General features: G+C 72.5%; 11 protein-coding genes. 8 read left to right on the forward strand and 3 right to left on the reverse strand.

All coding sequences use genetic code 11. The features are described from left to right. Window positions 1–7: 7 nt before the first annotated feature. From LNW71_RS26995 to hmgA, 3 genes are all read right to left on the reverse strand, one after another. Window positions 8–1,225 carry a type ISP restriction/modification enzyme gene (locus LNW71_RS26995; RefSeq protein ID WP_250970581.1) on the reverse strand — a complete coding sequence of 406 codons (1,218 nt, stop codon included), beginning with the start codon at window positions 1,223–1,225 and terminating at the stop codon, window positions 8–10. A 158-nt stretch (window positions 1,226–1,383) separates the two neighbouring features. Continuing rightward, complete coding sequence (locus LNW71_RS27000) at window positions 1,384–2,184, reverse strand: GntR family transcriptional regulator (protein WP_250970582.1); 801 nt, start codon at window positions 2,182–2,184, stop codon at window positions 1,384–1,386. A 27-nt stretch (window positions 2,185–2,211) separates the two neighbouring features. Then, on the reverse strand, window positions 2,212–3,540 hold the full coding sequence (hmgA, locus tag LNW71_RS27005) for a homogentisate 1,2-dioxygenase (RefSeq protein ID WP_250970583.1): 1,329 nt from the start codon (window positions 3,538–3,540) through the stop codon (window positions 2,212–2,214). 123 nt (window positions 3,541–3,663) lie between these two features. Here hmgA and LNW71_RS27010 point away from each other — a divergent pair, with 123 nt between their 5' ends. The 8 genes from LNW71_RS27010 to LNW71_RS27045 all read left to right on the forward strand — a co-directional run bounded on the left by LNW71_RS27010 (window position 3,664) and on the right by LNW71_RS27045 (window position 15,780). Next, window positions 3,664–5,832, forward strand: coding sequence for a right-handed parallel beta-helix repeat-containing protein (locus LNW71_RS27010; protein WP_250970584.1), 2,169 nt, complete (start codon window positions 3,664–3,666; stop codon window positions 5,830–5,832). Between the two features lie 230 nt (window positions 5,833–6,062). Continuing rightward, entirely contained in the window at window positions 6,063–6,881 is an 819-nt protein-coding gene (locus LNW71_RS27015) for a cupredoxin domain-containing protein (protein WP_250972165.1), read from the forward strand. A gap of 29 nt (window positions 6,882–6,910) precedes the next feature. After that, window positions 6,911–8,194, forward strand: a complete 1,284-nt coding sequence (locus LNW71_RS27020) for a hypothetical protein (protein WP_250970585.1) — start codon at window positions 6,911–6,913, stop codon at window positions 8,192–8,194. Window positions 8,195–8,435: 241 nt separating this feature from the next. Then, a complete protein-coding gene (locus tag LNW71_RS27025) occupies window positions 8,436–9,056 on the forward strand; it encodes a TetR/AcrR family transcriptional regulator (RefSeq protein WP_250970586.1) in 621 nt (206 codons plus the stop codon). A gap of 161 nt (window positions 9,057–9,217) precedes the next feature. Then, window positions 9,218–11,470 (forward strand): molybdopterin oxidoreductase family protein, encoded by a 2,253-nt coding sequence (locus tag LNW71_RS27030; protein WP_250970587.1) that lies wholly within the window; start codon window positions 9,218–9,220, stop codon window positions 11,468–11,470. A gap of 120 nt (window positions 11,471–11,590) precedes the next feature. Continuing rightward, complete coding sequence (locus LNW71_RS27035) at window positions 11,591–13,039, forward strand: citrate:proton symporter (RefSeq protein WP_250970588.1); 1,449 nt, start codon at window positions 11,591–11,593, stop codon at window positions 13,037–13,039. Between the two features lie 3 nt (window positions 13,040–13,042). Next, complete coding sequence (locus LNW71_RS27040; RefSeq protein WP_250970589.1) at window positions 13,043–14,299, forward strand: MFS transporter; 1,257 nt, start codon at window positions 13,043–13,045, stop codon at window positions 14,297–14,299. 128 nt (window positions 14,300–14,427) lie between these two features. Beyond that, window positions 14,428–15,780 (forward strand): ABC transporter ATP-binding protein, encoded by a 1,353-nt coding sequence (locus tag LNW71_RS27045; protein WP_250970590.1) that lies wholly within the window; start codon window positions 14,428–14,430, stop codon window positions 15,778–15,780. The last annotated feature ends 160 nt before the right edge of the window (window positions 15,781–15,940 follow it).

The following is a 15,940-nucleotide window of genomic DNA, read 5'->3' on the forward strand; positions in this document are numbered from 1 at the left end:
GCCGGGCTCACAGCAGCGCGAACTGGCCGTCCGGGCCCTCCTCCTGGTGGTCGAGCACGGACGCGGGCCGCCGGGCCGCGGCCGCCACCGGCAGTACGCCCGCGGCCCGCAGCTCATCCACGCCGATCTCCGGACCGTGCGCCAGCTCGTCCTGCCGGGGCCGCAGTTCGGCGAGGAGGGCGAGCAGTGCGATCAGCTCAAGGAGCTCCGAGGTCCACTCCTGTGGCCAGCTCCGTGGCCGGACGGCCTCCAGGCCGGCCGCCCCGGCCACCGCCGCCCGCCGCTCGAACCACAGCTCCAGCATCCGTACGCCGCCCACCCGGAACTCCCACGCCCCCGCGGGCACCGGCGAGATGCGGCCCGTGCCGAGGGCGAGCACTCCCTCGTCGGGGTCGTACGACAGGGCGGACGGCGCGGGCGGCACCGCGGCCCGCACATAGGGGCGGCGTCCGCCGGGCAGCCGTGGGCGTGCCCCGCCCCGGGCGCCGCGCAGCTGGAGCCGCAGCAGTTCCTGGCCCAGCTCCACCCCCGCCGACCAGCGCGCGGTGTCCGCGGGCAGTGGCACCACGCAGCCGGCCGGGGAGTGCCGGGCCGCCGCGAGGACCCACGCCAGCACGGACTGCGGGGCTACCGCGTCGCCGTGCCGGCCGCGCAGCAGGTCGAGCAGCCCGGGGGCCAGGTTGGGTTCGAGGCCGCCGGGGCGCCGGTACAGCGGGCGGATCCGGCCGGGGCGGCCCGCGGGGGAGTGCCCGTCGGGAAGCAGCGCCGTCACCGACAGGGCGGGGCCGGTGTCCTGGGGCACCCGGCCGTGCTCGACGGCGAAGAGCTGGTGCGCGTCGGCCACCCGCCACAGTTCGGGACGGGCGGCGTCTATCAGCCGGTGGTCGGGGAGCAGCCACTGCTCGTCGAACGGCCCGTGCAGGATCCGCACCGGCTCCGGGCACGGCCCCGGCTCGCGGGCGAACCGGCCGGTTCCGGTGGCCTGCCCGGGCAGTGCGGCCACCGCGGTCTGCGGGGTACGGGAACGCGTGGCTCCGAACAACTGCTCGCGCTCGGCCCCCTCGGCCCGCGCCAGCCGCTCCCAGCGGGCCCTGAGGGACGCCGCGTCCGGGGCCGTCACCCAGGGGCGTCCGGTGCGCAACGGCCGTACGGACCAGGGCATGAGGTCGTCGAGGAGCGGGCTGCGCGGACCCTCGCCGGAGCCGGCCGCTGCCGGTGCTGCCACCGTGTCGTCCTCCCCGTCGCCACGTCTGCCGCCTTCCCAGGCATCGTAACGGCGCCGCCGGAGCCCGCGTCAGTGCGCCTGCGCGGTGGACCGGCAGGGGGCCGGCGGGGGGATCGGCCGTGGCGTCAGCCCGCCTGGGCGGTGGACCGGCCGTGGCGTCAGTGCGCCTCGACCGTCACCGAGAAGGAGAACCGGTCGCCCCGGTAACGGATCTGCGCCACATCCACCACCCGGCCGCTCTCCTCGTACGTCACGCCCGTGTAGTACAGGATCGGGCTGAGCAGCGGGACCCGGAGCAGGTCGGCGGTGACCGGGTCGGCGAGCCGGGCCTCGACCGTGTCGGTGATCCTCGCGATCCGGATGCCGACGCGGTCACGCAGCACCTTGGTCATCGGCCAGCGGTCGAGATCGGCGGGGTCGATCCCCGCCGCGACCTCCGGATGGATCCAGTTCTGCGCCCAGTTGGTGGGTTCGCCGGTCTCGCCCTCGCTCCGCAGCCGCCGGTAGCCGACCACCTCGGCGCAGCCGGGGAAGTGCTCGGCGACATCGCCCGGCACGGCGAGCGGGCCGTGGTCGAGCACGGTCGTCAGCTCGCCCGACTGCTGGGCGACGATCGCGTCGATCGACCCGAGCAGCCGGACCGGCGACACCCGGCGGGCGCGCGGCTCGATGAACGTGCCGCGCCGCCGGTGCCGGCTGATCAGCCCCTCCGTCTCCAGCTCCTTCAGTGCCTGGCGCATGGTGAGGACGCTGACGCCGTAGTGCGCGGCGAGCTGTTCCTCGGTCGGCAGCCGCAGGGTGGCGTCAGGGGCGCGGCCCAGTATCGAGGCCCGCAACGACTGCGAGACCTGGTACCACAGCGGCAGCTTGCGGTTCAGGACCAGTGAGTCGGGCGCGAAGGCGGCCCCCTGGGGCGCGGGGGGCTTCAGAGGGGTCTGCGGCACCTTGGTCACCTGCATTCGTCGTCGCTGGGGCACGGGGCCTCGTCACGGCCTGAAGTTGCGGCTCAGACCCTGCCACACGTCGTCGTAGCCGTGCTGGAGATGACCGGCGGCCGCTGCCTGTCCGGTCGCCGTGACGGGCCAGCGGGTCTCGAACATGAAGGCCAGGCCGTCGTCGATCCGCTGCGGCTTCAGCTCCGCCGCGCTCGCCCGGTCGAAGGTCTCCCGGTCCGGGCCGTGCGCCGACATCATGTTGTGCAGCGAGCCGCCGCCGGGCACGAAGCCCCCCTTGCCGGCCGTCTTCGCGTCGTAGGCGCCCTCGATCAGGCCCATGTACTCGCTCATCACGTTGCGGTGGAAGTACGGCGGCCGGAAGGTGTCCTCGCCGACCAGCCAGCGCGGCGCGAACACCACGAAGTCGACCCCGGCCAGACCCGGCGTGTCCGAGGGCGAGGTCAGCACCGTGAAGATCGACGGGTCGGGGTGGTCGTAACTGATCGAGCCGATGACATTGAAACGGCGCAGGTCATAGACGTACGGAGTGTGGTTGCCGTGCCAGGCGACCACGTCGAGCGGCGAGTGGTCGTACGTCGCGGACCAGAGGTTGCCGCAGTACTTGTTGACCACCTCGACCGGGCGCTCCACGTCCTCGTACGCGGCGACCGGCGCGAGGAAGTCGCGGGCGGCGGCCAGGCCGTTGGCGCCGATCGGGCCCAGTTCGGGGAGGACGAAGGGCTGGCCGTAGTTCTCGCACACGTATCCGCGGGCCGTGGCGTCGAGCAGCTCGACCCGGAATCGGACGCCGCGCGGGATCAGTGCGACGTGGCCCGGTTCGGCGCGCAGCAGGCCCAGTTCGGTGCGCAGCAGCAGGCCGCCCTGCTCGGGGACGATCAGCAGTTCGCCGTCGCTGTCGCTGAACACCCGGTCCGTCATGGCGGAGTCGGCGTGGTAGAGGTGCACGGCCATCCCGGTCCGCTGCCCGGCGTCGCCGTTGCCGCCGAGCGTCCACAGGCCGGACAGGAAGTCCGTACCGGGCGCGGGTTCCGGGAGCGGGTCCCAGCGCAGCCGGTTGGGATCGGGGACGGACTCGGTGAACGGGGCGGTGCGGACGCCGCCGTTGTCGATCCGCACGAACGGCGGGTGAACCGCGGAGGGGCGGATGCGGTAGAGCCACGAGCGGCGGTTGTGGGCGCGCGGCTCGGTGAAGGCCGAGCCGCTCAGCTGTTCCGCGTACAGCCCCAGGGGTGCGCGCTGCGGTGAGTTGCGGCCGTGCGGCAGTGCCCCCGGTACTGCCTCCGAGCTGTGCTGATTTCCGAAACCGGTGGAATGCTCGAGCCCTTCCGCCGTCTTCCTCGCCTGCTCGATGCCGCTCATGTGTGCTCCCGGGTGCCGAAGGAATCCTATGTACAACCGTAGGAATCGAAAGGTGGCGAGTCAACGGCATTCGTGAGGCACAGGGGGGTTTCAAAAGATGAACAATGCTCTACTCTCCGGCACATGTCGTGGACACGGAAAGTTCTGGTGGTCCTGGCGGCGCTCCTGGCCGCCCTCCTCGCGGCCCCGGCCGCCCAGGCGCACGAGGAACGGCCGGTCACCCTGCCCGACGGAACCGGCAGCGTCCCCCTGTACCGCACCGGCGAGCCGGACCTCCTGGTCTGCAAGAGCGACCGGGCCGACTTCGTACGCCGCACGGCCGGCTTTCCGGACACCCTGCGGTCCAGGAACCTCAAGCTCTTCGACCGGTGCCAGAAGTCCGGCTACCGCCATCTGCAGCAGGCCGTCGACGCGGTCACCCGCCCCGGGACGAACATCGCCGTACTGCCCGGCCTGTACGAGGAGGAGCCCTCGCTGCCGGCGCCGAAGGGGGAGTGCGCCCGGCTGAAGGCGCCCAACTCCCAGCTGGGCTACCAGATCCTGAGCTACGCCCAGCAGGCGAAGTGCCCGCACAACCAGAATCTGGTGGCGATCCTCGGCAAGCAGGACCTCCAGATCGAGGGCACCGGTGCGGAGCGCACGGACGTCGTCATCGACGCCAAGTACCGCAAGCTCAACGCGATCCGGGCGGACGGCTCCGACGGCGTCTACTTCCGCAACTTCACCGCCCAGCGCACCACGTTCAACTCGCTGTACGTCCTGGCCCAGGACGGCTTCGTCATCGACGACGTGCTGACCCGGTGGAACGACGAGTACGGCTTCCTGACCTTCGCGAGCGACCACGGTCTCTACAAGAACTGCGAGTCCTACGGCAACGGCGACTCCGGCATCTACCCGGGCAGCGCGTCCGACATCAACGACGCCCACGGCTACGAGGTCCCGCGCTACTCGATCGAGATCACTGGCTGCCGCAGCCACCACAACATGGTCGGCTACTCCGGCACGGCGGGGGACTCCGTATACGTCCACGACAACGAGTTCGACCACAACATGGGCGGCGCCTCGATGGACAGCGCCTTCCCCGGCCATCCGGGGCTGCCGCAGAACCACGCCCGCTTCGAGCGCAACCTGATCCACGACAACAACGCCGACTACTACCCGTACGTCGCCGACGGCACGTGCGCCAAGCCACCGGTCGAGCGCGGCTACGAGAGCGGGGTGGTCTGCCCGCAGATCTCCATGCCGCCGGGCACCGGCATCATCACCGCGGGCGGCAACTGGAACATCTACGAGAACAACTGGGTCTACGGGCAGCAGCGAGCCGCCTTCTTCCTGAGCGCCGTCCCCGCCTTCATCCGCGGGGAGAACGCCCTCGGCAAGCAGACCGACACCTCGCACCACAACCGGTACGCGAACAACCACCTGGGCACGGACAGGGCGGGCAATCCGCGGCCCAACCGCACCGACGTGTGGTGGGACGGCCAGGGCGACGGCAACTGCTGGCAGTCGGACGCGGGCCCGTCCACGCCGCGCTCGCTGCCCGCCTGCGGGTCCGAACGCGGCGCCGTCACCGGCCGCACCGACCGGCTGGCGGGCGAGCCCGTCAAGCTCGCCCAGCTCCTGGTCTGCGCCGACTACAACGTGCAGGCGCGCAGGCTGCCGGCCGGCTGCGACTGGTACGGCGCGCGCGGCATCGAGCGGATCGAGGTGCAGGTCGCGCTGGGAATCGCGGTGGTGCTCGCGCTGGTCGGCGGGGTGCTGTGGTGGCGCAGGCTGCGGACGAGCAGGCTCGCCGCGGCGGCCACGGTGCTCGGCGTCATCGGCCTCGGTCTGGACGTGGCCGGCTCGACGACGGGACTCGCCTCCTCCTACCTGCCCGCCGTCGCGCTGCTGCTGACCGGGCTCTGGTGGACGGGCATCGGGCTGGTGCTGCGGCGGGAGCGGCCGGGGCTGGGCTGGACCACGGTGGTGCTGGGCGCCCTCACGCTGCTCGACGCGCTGGACAAGGGCGTGTTCATGATCCCGTGGATCCCGCTGAGCCCCGCCTGGGCGCGCGGGCTGCTCGGGGTGGTCTGGGTGCTCTGGGCCGTGGTGGCCGCCGCACGCCATGGGGAGCCCGGCGCCGGACCTGACACCGGACCGGACACCGGACCTGACGCCGATGCGGATGCCGATGCGCATGCGGATACCGGCGTGGATGCCGACGCGGACGCGGGTGCCGTCGCCGCGCCGGACGGCACATCGGCGTCGCCCGCCTCAACTCCCGCTGCCTCGGACGGAGACCTCTCGTGAAACGGCTCCGCGAGCAGGTGTGGGGGTGCCCGGGGCAGGTCCGCGGGTACGAGCAGGGCTGCGGGGACGGGCGGGGCTGCGGGGACGGGCGGGGCTGCGGGGACGGGCAGGTCCGCGACCCGGACCAGCGCCCGGCGCCCCCGACCACCCCGGCGCAGGCTTCCGCGCCGACGACCGCCTCGGTACCCCCCTCCGCGTTGCGTATCGCCCCGTCGGTGACCGCCCGGTGGGTGCGGACCGGGCGCAGGGGCGCCCTCTCCGTGCTCACCGCAGTCGTCCTCGTGCTCGGTGCGGCCGCCTGTGGTGGGCGGGCCACCACCCACCACAAGCCCGGCACCAGCCATGAGCAGGCGACCGGCAGCGTCGGCCGGCTCCTGGCCGCGGACGACGGTTCCGGTCACCGGCTGCGCCAGGTCGACGCCCAGGACGCGCCCGAGGTGACCGTCGCCGTGCGGCCGGACTCGGAGGACGGCTGGAACGTCCACCTCTCGGTGGCGAACTTCCGCTTCACCCCGGACAGTGTGGGCGGCGGCGCACTCCTCGGAAGGGGCTACGCCCGGCTTCTCCTCGACGGCCACCCCCTCGCCCGGGTGTACGGCGCCTGGTTCCACCTCCCGAAATCCCTGCTCCGCAGCGCCGGGGGCGGCACCGAACTCACCGCCCGGCTCTACGCCGACGACCACACCGCCTGGGCGGTGAACTCCGCCCCGGTCGAGGCCACTGCCCCGCTCACCACCACCCCCGCTCCCGCCTCCGCAGCCGCCTCCGGCGCCGCCGAGCCCGACCCCGGCAGCACGCTGGAGATCTCCGTCCGTGACGGCAAGGTCAGCCCCGCGCCGGGGCGAGCCGAGATCAAGAAAGGCCGGACCGTGCGGCTCCGGGTGCGCAGCGACCGCGACGACACCCTTCACGTGCACGGCTACGACAAGGAGGCGCGGCTGCCCGCGGGCAGGACCGTCACCCTCACGTTCACCGCCGATCGCACCGGGCTCTTCGAGGTCGAGACGCATGAGTCCGATCTGCTGCTGACCCAACTCGTCGTACGGTGACGGCCGGTCCGGAGGACCGGGTCCATGGCGTGAGCGTCCTCGCCCATGGCGTCGGTGCCCAGCACGACCTTCCCCTCTCGCCCTTCTACGCGTTCGCGGGCGCCTTCGCCGCGCTCTTCGTCTCCTTTCTCGCGCTCGGTCTGCTCTGGTCCGCCTCCCGGTTCCGCGGCGACCTGGCCGGGCGGCCACTGCCGGTCGCCGTGCAGCGCGCGGCCGATGCGCGCCCCACCCGCACCGCGGCCCGCGCACTCGGCCTGGCCGCCGCACTCCTCGTCGTGCTGAACCTCCTGCTCGGCCCGGACGACCCGGACCGCAATCCGGCGCCCGGCGCCGTCTACGTACTCCTCTGGGTCGGGCTGGTCCCGGCCTCACTGCTGCTCGGGCCCGTCTGGCGGTTGGTCAACCCGCTGCGCACCCTGCACCTTGTCGGCTGCCGGGCGCTGGGGCGCGACCCGGCCGCCGGCCGCGCCCTTCCCGTACGCCTCGGGATGTGGCCCGCAGCGGCCGGCCTCCTCGCCTTCACCTGGCTCGAACTCGTCGCCCCCGACCCCGCGTCACCCACCGCCCTGCTGCTCTTCCTCGCCCTGTACGGCGCCGTCCAGCTCACCGGCGCCGCCCGCCACGGCGCCCGCTGGTTCGACCATGCCGATGCCTTCGAGGTCTATTCGGGGCTCCTCGCGCGACTCTCCCCGCTCGGCCGCCGCCCCGCCGACCGCCGCCTCGTCCTGCGCTCCCCGTTCAACGGACTCGATGCCACTCCCCAGCTCCCCGGACTCGTCGCCACCGTCTGCGTCATGCTCGGATCCACCGCCTACGACGGCTTCTCCGACGCACCCGCCTGGATCACCACCGTCCAGACCTCCCCGTGGGGACGCACCACCGCGGCCACTCTCGGCCTCCTGGGTGCCGTCGCCCTCGTCGCCACCCTCTACGCGCTCTGCGCCGGTGCCACCCGGCTGCTCTCCGGTCAACTGCCGCACCCCCTCACCGCCTTCGCGCACTCACTCGTCCCGATCGCGCTCGGATATCTGGTCGCCCACTACTTCACACTCTTCGTCACCGAAGGTCCACGTACGGTCATGCTGGCACTCGGCACTGACAATCCCGCCCCGGTCGATTCGCCCCTCGGTCCGGGCGGCGTCGCCACCCTCCAGGTCCTCGCGATCGTCCTCGGTCATGTCCTCGGAGTCATCGCCGCCCACGACCGCTCCGTGCGGCTCTTCCCGCCCGGACGGGCCGTCGCAGGCCAACTCCCGCTGCTGGTGCTGATGATCGCGTACACCCTCGGCGGGCTGACCCTGCTCATCGCCTGAGTCCCGCGTGCAGCCCGCCCGCTTGTGGACCAAGGCTTGAGCGCCCTCCCGGCGCCGCAGACCTGACGGCATCCCGTTCGTCGTCCCGGGTCGGAGCGTCCCGGGTCGGAGCGTCCCGGGGAGGGACGTCCCGGGGAGGGACGTCCCGTCCCGGCGCGTCCCGCTCACCCGCCCCCGAATCCTGCGCGCACCCAGCGCACCCAGCGCACCCTTACGCCCCGCGGAGGAGGCCCACGGCATCATGGAGCCCGTGCCCCATGCGAACACGAACCTCCGTCGCGCCCCCGTGCAGCAGCGCAGCGCCGAGCGCCTCGCCCGGATACTCGACGCCTGCGCGGAACTCCTCGACGAGACCGGCTACGAGCAGCTCTCCACCCGCGCCGTCGCCGTACGTGCCGAGGTCCCCATCGGTTCCGTCTACCGGTTCTTCTCCAACAAGCGCGCGCTGGCCGACGCCCTCGCCCGCCGCAACCTGGACAGCTACGCCGAGCGCATCACCGGCCGACTGGCCGCCATCCCGCCCGCCGACTGGCGCCGTGCCATCGATGCCGTGCTGGACGAGTACCTGGCGATGAAGCGCTCCGTCCCCGGCTTCGCCCTGGTCGACTTCGGCGCACCCGCACCGGACGAGGACCCGGCGGACGACGCCAACCAGCGGGTCGCGGGCCGGCTCGCCGACCTCCTCTCCGGGTACCTGGGCCGTGCCGCCGACGAGGATCTGCTGCGCGCGATCCTGGTCTGCGTGGAGGCCACCGACGCCCTGCTCAAGCTCGCCTTCCGCACCGACCCGTCCGGTGACCACGCGATCGTCACCGAGACCCGGGCGCTGCTCCACGCCTACCTCGCACGGGTGCTGGACTGAGACCGGCCGGCGAGACGGCCGGAACAGGGGCGGCGGGCGAGCACGGGCGGCCGGGCAAACCCTTTGCCGCAACACCTCCCCAGCATGCGTACCGGTCGGTATGCTCGGCCGTGCTTGCCCACGTACGCGCGCCACCGCTGTCGCCGCCCCGGGGAGGGCCCATGTCGCAAGACCCCAGCAGCACCCGCACCGCCCTGCGCATCTGCCCCCTCTGCGAAGCCACCTGCGGACTCACCCTCACCATCGAGGGGACCAGGGTCACGGGTGCCCGTGGTGACCGGGACGACGTGTTCAGCCAGGGCTTCATCTGCCCCAAGGGCGCGTCCATCGGCGGCCTCGACGAGGACCCCGACCGGTTGCGCACCCCGCTCGTCCGCAGGGACGGCGTGCTGACGGAGGCCAGTTGGAGCGAGGCGTTCGACGTGATCGCCCGTGCCCTGCCGGCCGTCACCGCACAGCACGGCCCGCAGGCCGTCGGCGTCGTACTCGGCAATCCCAATGTGCACACCATGGCCGGCGCCCTCTACCCGTCCGCACTGCTCGCGGCCCTGCGGACCCGGGCCCTGTTCACCGCGAGCACCCTGGACCAGATGCCCAAGCACGTCTCCAGCGGGCTGCTCTTCGGCGATCCGAACAGCATCCCGGTGCCCGACCTCGACCGCACCGGCCATCTGCTGCTGCTCGGAGCCAACCCGCTCGAATCCAACGGCAGCCTGTGCACCGCCCCCGACTTCCCCGGAAAGCTCAAGGCACTGCGCCGCCGCGGCGGCAGCCTCACGGTCGTCGATCCGCGCCGCACCCGCACCGCGCGGCTCGCCGACCGGCACGTCGCCATCCGCCCCGGTACCGACGCCCTCCTGCTCGCGGCCGTCACCCACGTGCTCTTCGAGGAGAAGCTGACCGACCCCGGCGCCCTGGCGGACCACGTCCAGGGAATCGAGGAAGTCGCCGAAGCGGTGCGGGACTTCACGCCGGAGGCGGTGGCCCCCGCCTGTGACGTGGCCGCCGACACCATCCGCGCCATGGCCCGGGAGCTCGCGGCCGCCCCCACCGCCGCCGTCTACGGCCGTATCGGCAGCTGTACCGTCGAGCACGGCACCCTCGCCAGCTGGCTCGTCGACGTCCTCAACATCCTCACCGGCAACCTCGACCGCCCTGGCGGCGCCCTCTTTCCCCTCTCCGCCACCGCCCGCGCCCCACGGCCCGCCGCCCCCGGCAAGGGCTTCGCCCTCGGGCGCTGGACGAGCCGGGTGTCCGGGCACCCCGAGGCCAAGGGCGAACTGCCCATCTCCGCACTGGCCGAGGAGATCGGGACACCGGGGGAGGGTCGGATCCGCGCGCTGATCGTCCTGGCCGCCAACCCCGTGCTCTCGGCGCCCGACGGCGACCGGCTCGACCGGGCACTGGCCGACGGCCTCGACTTCATGGTGAGCGTCGACCCGTACCTCAACGAGACCTCCCGCCATGCCGACGTGGTGCTTCCGCCGCCGCCGCCCTCGCAGAGCGCCCACTTCGACTTCGCGTTCAACACCCTCGCCGTGCGCAACCAGGTCCGCTACACCCGCCCCGCCGTACCCCTGGACGCGGACAGGATGGACGAGAGCGAGATCCTCGCCCGGCTCGTCCTGGCCGTCTCCGGGATGCACGGCGCGGACCCGGCCGCCGTCGACGCGATGATCATCGACCGGGCCCTCGGCAAGACTGTCGCGGACCCCCATTCGCCCGTCCACGGGCGCAGCCCGGCCGAACTCGCCGCCGCGCTCACCGGCCGCACCGGACCGGAACGCCGCCTCGACCTGATGCTCCGCCTCGGCCCGTACGGCGAGGGGTTCGGCGCCGACCCCGACGGCCTCACCCTGGACCGGCTGCTCGCCCACCCGCACGGCATCGACCTCGGCCCCCTCGCTCCCCGTGTCCCGGAGGTCCTCACCACCCGCAGCGGACGCGTCGAGCTCTTCCCCGCACCCATCGCCGCCGATCTGCCCAGGCTGCGCAGCGCCCTCGCGGGCCGCGGGGACCCCGACGCACTCGTCCTCATCGGCCGCCGCCATCTGCGGTCCAACAACAGCTGGATGCACAACGTCGCCGCGCTCTCCGGCGGCTCCAACGTCTGCACCCTCCAGGTGCACCCCGACGACGCGGCCCGCCTCGGGCTGGCCGACGGTGCCGCGGCCACGGTCACGGCGGACGGCGGTGAGCTGACCGCCCCGGTCGAGATCACCGACGGCGTACGGACCGGAGTGGTGAGCCTCCCGCACGGCTGGGGGCACAGCCGCCCCGGCACCCGGATGTCCGTCGCCGCCGCACAGCCCGGCGTCAACGTCAACCAGCTGCTCGACGGCACCCGGCTCGACCCGCTCTCCGGCACCGCCGTGCTCAACGGCATCCCCGTCACGGTGGCACCCGCGCGTTGACCTGGGGTTTTGCTCGTATTGCTCGCATGTCAACGTCTTGTTAACGCCGCATGGCGCGTCCTAACGTCATCCGAACCGCCGGCTCCGGTGGCAGTTCAAAGGTGAACGATAGGTACCCACATGCTGACAATTCTCGGCTTCGCCATGATCGCGACCTTCCTGGTCCTGATCATGATGAAGAAGATGTCGCCGATCGCGGCGCTCGTCCTGATCCCCGCGCTGTTCTGCGTGGCCGTGGGGCAGGGTGCGAAGCTCGGTGACTACGTCATCGACGGCGTCGGCAACCTCGCCCCGACCGCCGCCATGCTGATGTTCGCGATCGTCTACTTCGGCGTGATGATCGACGTCGGGCTCTTCGACCCGATCGTCCGGGGCATCCTGCGCTTCTGCAAGGCCGACCCGATGCGGATCGTCATCGGTACGGCGGTGCTCGCCGCGATCGTCTCGCTGGACGGAGACGGCTCCACCACCTTCATGATCACCGTCTCGGCGATGTATCCGCTCTACAAGCGCCTGAAGATGAGCCTGGTCGTGATGACCGGGGTCGCCGCCACGGCGAACGGTGTCATGAACACCCTGCCGTGGGGCGGTCCCACGGCCCGTGCCGCCACCGCGCTCAAGCTGGACGCGAGTGACATCTTCGTCCCGATGATCCCGGCGCTCGGCGTCGGACTGCTCGCCGTGATCCTGCTGGCCGTGGTCCTCGGCCGGCGCGAGCGCAAGCGGCTCGGCACGCTGACCCTCGGCGAGGCCCTGGCCGACGAGACGGTCACGGAGTCCGAGACGGTTCTCGTCACCGCCGGCGGCGGCGCTGACCGGCTGCGCAAGGGCGCCGGCGGAACCGGTACGGGGGGCACGGACGGCGAAGAAGCGGCGGACGACGAGAAGGAGGCGACCGACGGCGAGGAAACGGCCGATGGCGACGGCTTCAAGGGCTTGGACCCCCACCGCGCCACCCTGCGTCCGAAGCTCTACTGGTTCAACGCCGCACTGACCGTCGTGCTGCTCGCCGCGATGATCATGGAACTGATGCCCATCCCGGTGCTCTTCCTCCTCGGTGCGGCCCTCGCCCTCACCGTCAACTTCCCCCACATGCCCGACCAGCGTGCCCGGCTCGCCGCCCACGCCGACAACGTCCTCAACGTCTCCGGCATGGTCTTCGCCGCCGCCGTCTTCACCGGCGTCCTGTCCGGCACCGGCATGGTCGACCACATGGCCGACTGGCTGGTCGGCGCGATCCCCGACGGCATGGGTCCGCACATGGCGCTCGTCACCGGTGTGCTGAGCATCCCGCTCACGTACTTCATGTCCAACGACGGCTTCTACTTCGGTGTCGTGCCCGTGCTCGCCGAGGCCGGTGCCGCGCACGGCGTCTCCCCGCTGGAGATCGCCCGTGCCTCCCTGGTCGGCCAGCCCCTGCACATGTCCTCCCCGCTGGTGCCCGCCGTCTACGTCCTGGTCGGCATGGCCAGGGTCGAGTTCGGTGACCACACCCGTTTCACGGTCAAGTGGGCCGCGATCACCTCGCTGGTCGTGCTCGGCGCCGGACTCCTGTTCGGGATCATCTGATCCATGACCGACACCACCGGGCCCGGCCGGAGCTGGCTGCTGCGCCTCGTCATCGCCTTCGCCTTCGCGCAGGGGGCGGTGTCGATGGCGCGGCCCGCCGTCTCCTACCGGGCCCTGGCGCTCGGCGCCGACGAGCGCGCGATCGGTGTGATCACCGGTGTGTACGCGCTCCTCCCGCTCTTCGCCGCCGTCCCGCTGGGGCGCCGGACGGACCACGGCCGGTGCGCGCCCCTGCTGCCGCTCGGTGTCGTCCTGATCGCGGGCGGCTGCGCCCTCAGCGGCCGGGCGGGCTCGCTGACCGCGATGGCGGCCTGGAGCGGCGTCATGGGGCTCGGCCACCTCTGCTTCGTGATCGGTGCGCAGTCGATCGTCGCCCGGCAGTCCGCCCCCGCCGAACAGGACCGGAACTTCGGGCACTTCACCATCGGCGCCTCCCTCGGACAGCTCATCGGCCCGATCGCCGCCGGGTACCTGATCTCCGAACGTGACGGCGCCATGGCACGTACGAGCGCGCTCGCGCTGCTCGTCGCCGCAGCTGTCGCCGCCGTCTCCTTCGGCTCGCTCTGGCGCATAGAGCACCGCACCGCCCCGGCCGCCCGCCGTGCCCCGCCCGGTGACAAGGTCCCCGTCGGGCGCATACTGCGGGCCCGCGGGGTCCCGGCCGGGATCTTCATCAGCCTCGCCGTGCTCTCCGCGACCGACATCCTGACCGCCTATCTGCCCGTCGTCGGCGAGCACCGCGGTATCGCCCCCGCCACCATCGGCCTGCTGCTGAGCCTGCGCGCCGCCGCCACCATCGCCTGCCGGCTGGTGATGACCCCGATGCTCCGGGTGCTGGGCCGCCCGCTCCTGCTCACCGTCACCTGCCTGCTGGCCGGACTCCTCTGTGCCGGCATCGCCCTGCCCGTCCCCGTCGGCGCCCTGGGCGTGATGCTCGCCGTCCTCGGCTTCTGCCTCGGCGTCGGCCAGCCGCTGTCGATGACCACCGTCGTCCAGGCCGCCCCCGCCGCCGCCCGCTCCACCGCGCTCGCCCTGCGGCTGACCGGCAACCGGCTCGGCCAGGTGGCGGCGCCCGCGTCCGCCGGACTCGTCGCCGGGGTCGCGGGCAGCGCCGCACCGTTCGTGATGCTGGGCGCGCTGCTGCTCGCGGCGGCGGGACTGGGGGCACGCGGAGGGCGAGGGCGTCCGTCCGCGGGAGGCCAGGACGCGCTCGCCCCGGACGTCCCCGCCCGGCCCCGCCTGAACCGGAACCCCACCTGACACTTCCAGCTCGTCGGCCCCAGTACGCGCAACCTTTGCGCGAGTCATTCCCTCACCCCGCGCAGTGGGTTAATTTCAGGCCACTGCCGCTCCCCACCGCTCCACATCACCCTTCCGGGCGGAACCACATGACTCGCGCCATCACACTGCACAACGTCAGCAAGGCGTACGGGCGTTCCTCGCGCGCCGTCGACCGTCTCTCCCTCTCCATCGACCCCGGCGAGTTCCTCGTCCTGCTGGGCCCGTCGGGATGCGGCAAGTCGACAGTGCTCCGCATGATCGCCGGCCTTGAGGACGTCACCGAGGGCGACATACTGCTCGACGGGGAACCGGCCAATCATCTGTCGCCCCGCGAACGCGGAATGGCCATGGTCTTCCAGAACTTCGCGCTCTACCCGACCATGACCAACCGGGCCAACATCGGCTTCCCGCTGAAGCTGGAGAACCCGCGCCACGACCACAGCGAGCGCATCGAGAACACGGCCAGGATGCTCGGGATCGAGAGCGTCCTGGACCGCTTCCCCGGCCAGTTGTCCGGCGGCGAGCGCCAGCGGGTCGCCATGGGCCGGGCCATCTCGCGCCAGCCCTCCGCCTTCCTGATGGACGAGCCGCTCTCCAACCTCGACGCGAAGCTCCGCAACCATCTGCGGGCCGAGATATCCCAGCTCACCAAGGAGCTCGGCGTCACCACGGTCTACGTGACACACGACCAGGCCGAGGCGATGTCGCTCGGCCACCGGGTCGCCGTGATGCGGGGCGGAGTGCTTCAGCAGGTCAGTCCGCCGCGCGAGGTGTACGCCCTGCCGGAGAACGTGTTCGTCGCGGCCTTCATCGGCACCCCGCGGATCAATCTGCTGCAGGCCGTCGTCCACGCCCCCCTGGAGGGGCGGATGTCGATCGACCTCGGCCGCCAGCGTCTTCCGCTGCCCGAACCGCTCAGCGCCGACCACCAGTTGCTCCGCATCCAGCAGGGCCGCCGGATCATCGTCGGACTGCGCTCCGAAGCGGTCAGGATCGCCCCGCCCAGCCAGGCCCGCCCCGGCGAGGTCGCGCTCAGCGGCATCGTCGAGCATGTCGAGTACCAGGGTCACGAGGCGCTGGTCCACCTCAACACCGGCTCACAGCCCGCCGTGGTGCCCGACCTGGAATCGGCCCGCCCGGAGCGCGGCGCCCCGCGCCGACGCCGCAGCGCCGAAGGCGGGGTCGGGGTGCTGGAACGGCTCAGGGAACGCGCTACCGCGCACATCAGCGGCCCTGTCGCCGTCCTGGACGAACCGGCATCCGAGTCCGCCCCGGTGCACAGCCCCGACCGCCCCGCGATCACGGCAAGCGACCTCGTGGTGCGCACCGGCCCTGACATGCGGCTGCGCACCGGAGGCCAGGTCCCGCTCCTGGTCGACCTGGCGCACCTGTACGTCTTCGACCACCAGGGCCGGCGGATCTGCCCGTTGCCGAGGGACGTCCCGGGCCTGGACATGTAGTCACCTCGGCGGAGTCCGTCCGGGCCTCGGCGTCCCTCCGCTGGAAGACCCGCCCGGTGGCCTGGCTCTGGGGTCCGGTGGCCGTGCGGTCCGGTGGCTCGCCGTGCGGTCCGGTGCCGTGCGGCCCCGCGAACCTCGGGTCCCGCGGCCCGAGCCCCCG

The sequence above is a fragment of the Streptomyces sp. RKAG290 genome (assembly GCF_023701695.1).
Taxonomy (GTDB): domain Bacteria; phylum Actinomycetota; class Actinomycetes; order Streptomycetales; family Streptomycetaceae; genus Streptomyces.

What these genes read in the sequence shown, in the direction of transcription:
- LNW71_RS27000 (WP_250970582.1), bottom strand. Translation starts at nt 2,184, where the DNA reads ATGCAGGTGACCAAGGTGCCGCAGACCCCTCTGAAGCCCCCCGCGCCC.
- LNW71_RS27025 (WP_250970586.1), top strand. Translation starts at nt 8,436, where the DNA reads ATGGAGCCCGTGCCCCATGCGAACACGAACCTCCGTCGCGCCCCCGTG.
- LNW71_RS27045 (WP_250970590.1), top strand. Translation starts at nt 14,428, where the DNA reads ATGACTCGCGCCATCACACTGCACAACGTCAGCAAGGCGTACGGGCGT.
- LNW71_RS27010 (WP_250970584.1), top strand. Translation starts at nt 3,664, where the DNA reads ATGTCGTGGACACGGAAAGTTCTGGTGGTCCTGGCGGCGCTCCTGGCC.
- LNW71_RS27040 (WP_250970589.1), top strand. Translation starts at nt 13,043, where the DNA reads ATGACCGACACCACCGGGCCCGGCCGGAGCTGGCTGCTGCGCCTCGTC.
- hmgA (WP_250970583.1), bottom strand. Translation starts at nt 3,540, where the DNA reads ATGAGCGGCATCGAGCAGGCGAGGAAGACGGCGGAAGGGCTCGAGCAT.
- LNW71_RS27030 (WP_250970587.1), top strand. Translation starts at nt 9,218, where the DNA reads ATGTCGCAAGACCCCAGCAGCACCCGCACCGCCCTGCGCATCTGCCCC.
- LNW71_RS27035 (WP_250970588.1), top strand. Translation starts at nt 11,591, where the DNA reads ATGCTGACAATTCTCGGCTTCGCCATGATCGCGACCTTCCTGGTCCTG.